This is a genomic window from Streptococcus mitis (assembly GCF_003944325.1).
Classification (GTDB): domain Bacteria; phylum Bacillota; class Bacilli; order Lactobacillales; family Streptococcaceae; genus Streptococcus; species Streptococcus mitis_CW.
Genome location: NZ_RJPX01000070.1, coordinates 1 through 2,526, shown reverse-complemented (window position 1 = coordinate 2,526; position 2,526 = coordinate 1). Strand labels below are relative to the sequence as shown.

At 27.8% G+C, this 2,526-nt stretch carries 1 protein-coding gene; it reads left to right on the top strand.

Annotated features, from left to right (window positions below; all coding sequences use genetic code 11):
* A partial coding sequence (locus D8787_RS10990) for an AAA family ATPase (protein WP_142999771.1) occupies nucleotides 1–1,857 on the top strand: 1,857 nt, incomplete at its 5' end.
* Nucleotides 1,858–2,526: the final 669 nt, after the last annotated feature.

The following is a 2,526-nucleotide window of genomic DNA, read 5'->3' as shown; positions in this document are numbered from 1 at the left end:
AATAAAAATCCTTACTTCAATGATAGTTTAATAAATAAAATTTCTAGTTCTGTTTCTTCAAAATCAGTGCTAAAATTAGAAGAAGATCTTAATAATCTGATAAAAGAAATAGACTCTGCTAGGAATGAAAAAAAGATTAACAGATACTCAGAGGTAGAAATTTCCGTTAGTGAAATAAAAGAAAAATTAAAAATAGTTTCTGAGCCAGTTAATATGATAGAACTAACAGAGAGAGAAAATCAGATTATTGAAATACTAGGAAATAATGTTGAGAGTAGTATAGAAAAAACAGAAAGCATATTAAAAGGAAATTCAAATAATTGTCCAACATGTTTTCAGGAAATCAATGAGGATTATAAACGAGATACTTTAGCTCAATTAAAATCAGTTTTGAAGAAACAATTGCTAAATGATGAGATATCTAAACATATTAGGTATATAGATCAAGTTGTTAAAATATTTGAGCTAAAAATTGTAGAATTAGATTCTGCAGATCTAGATAAAAGAATAGAAGAAGATGTAAGGATAAGTTTGAATAAATCAATAGAGGATTTAAAATCAAACCTTAATTTAATGATTAATAAACTAAATACCAAGAAGAGTAATGTTTATATGGATTATAACTTTAATAGTGAATTACTCNTCAAATCTAAAAATGCTTATGATGTAGCTTTGTCTGAATACAATAGAGCTTGTGATGAATATAATATAAGATTCAAGCAAATTTCTGCTAATCTTATAGAAGCAAATAAACTTAATAATAAATTAGCTTATAAAGAAACAGAGATTTTTTATCAAGAAGTAATTAATAATAAAAAAGAAGCAAATAAAACTGAGAATTCAATAAAAGAGTTAAATGAGAAAATTTTAAAAGATGAGCAGTCGGTAAAAAATACTACTTTAGCTCTTGACAATATTAATAAGCAATTAGGTAGAGTATTTTATGATTCTGAGCGATTAAAATTAGAACAGGAAGACGGATTTTATTATGTTTTATCTAGAGGGAAAAGGACAAATTTAAGTAGCTTATCTACTGGAGAAAGAAATGCGATTGGTTTATGTTACTTTTTTTCTATAGTCAATCAAAATCAAAATGTTGATAATCAGTATAATTTCCCACTTTTATTAGTTCTTGATGATCCGGTATCTAGTTTTGATCATGAGATTAAATTAGGAATATATAGCCTCCTTCGAGGAGAAATTGAGAAAATTGGTATTGGTAATAAGAATAGCAAGATACTGATACTAACTCATGATAGTGATGTCTATTATAATTGTTATAAAATATTTGAAGATATTTTAGATACTGATGGGAAGAGAGTTTTTAAAGATAATCAAATTAAATTAAAACAATTGAATTCTATGACTGGTATAGAGACAGCTGATAAAGAGGAAAACTTCTATTCTACGCAACTTACAAAAATATATGAATTTGCTTGTATTGAGGATGAGAAATGTGATTTTGCAAAAGATTTTTCTCCGTATATTGGTAACGTTATGAGACGAGTGTTGGAAGCTTTTTCTACATTTAATTATCAAAAAGGGATATCAGAGATAAGTTCGAATGAAGTATTATTAAGTGAATCTATTGATGATAAAGAAGAGAGAGAACTTCTAAAATCTCATATGTATAGATTGCTTTTGAATGGGGAAAGCCATTATTCAGATAAAATTTATGGAATAACTGAAAGAGATAGAGAAGTATTGCTGACCATTAAACAAAAGATTCAAACAGCTAGATTTGTATTAGTTCNTTTATATAGTCTTAATTCAATTCATCTTAAATACCAAATCAATAATTTTGATCAAACAATATTAGAAAGTTGGAAATCTGATTTTATAGGTAGTAAAAAATAAAGATAATATTTTTGCTCATCATAAAATTGGAAAAGTGTCTCCTCTTAAAACAGTTTGAGTGAAATTTTTTCAAATTATTTAAATACGGAAAGTGTGTTTAAAGTTGTTATACTATGATTCTGAGCTATGCTGAAATACTTCTCTATCAAACCAGGTCTTAAGAAAGCTCGTAAAGCATCACAATTTAGTAAACGTTAATTCGAAAGAATTACTATACTTATACAGAGCACCTTTAGGGGTGTTCTTTTTTATACTTTCTTACTAAATTGGTGACTGGATCTTTATTTGATATTTTTTAATTGAAGATAAAGCGGAAACTGATCTAAATAGATTTTTCCAAAAAATTGGTAAATTCCCAAACTAAGTTCCACCGCTAATCCAAGTGGAAGTTAGTCTGATAAAAATTGTAAAAACCAGTGNAAATCCGTGTCAGGGTAAGTTCCACTGGTTTTACTAATGCTTGATTTTATTGCTTTTTTAACCAAACTGAATCGAAAAAAAGAGCGCACAAAATCCTCTCATCTGAAAGCGTTTCAGATTAAGTTCCGCTATGGTGGAAGTTAGTGTGAGACGTTTGAATGCGGTTAAAGGTTAGTTTTTAGAATTTATGTTGGAGTAATTTAGACGACTGGCAGACGTCTTCTGCAGGTATTTTAGAAATACCTAGAA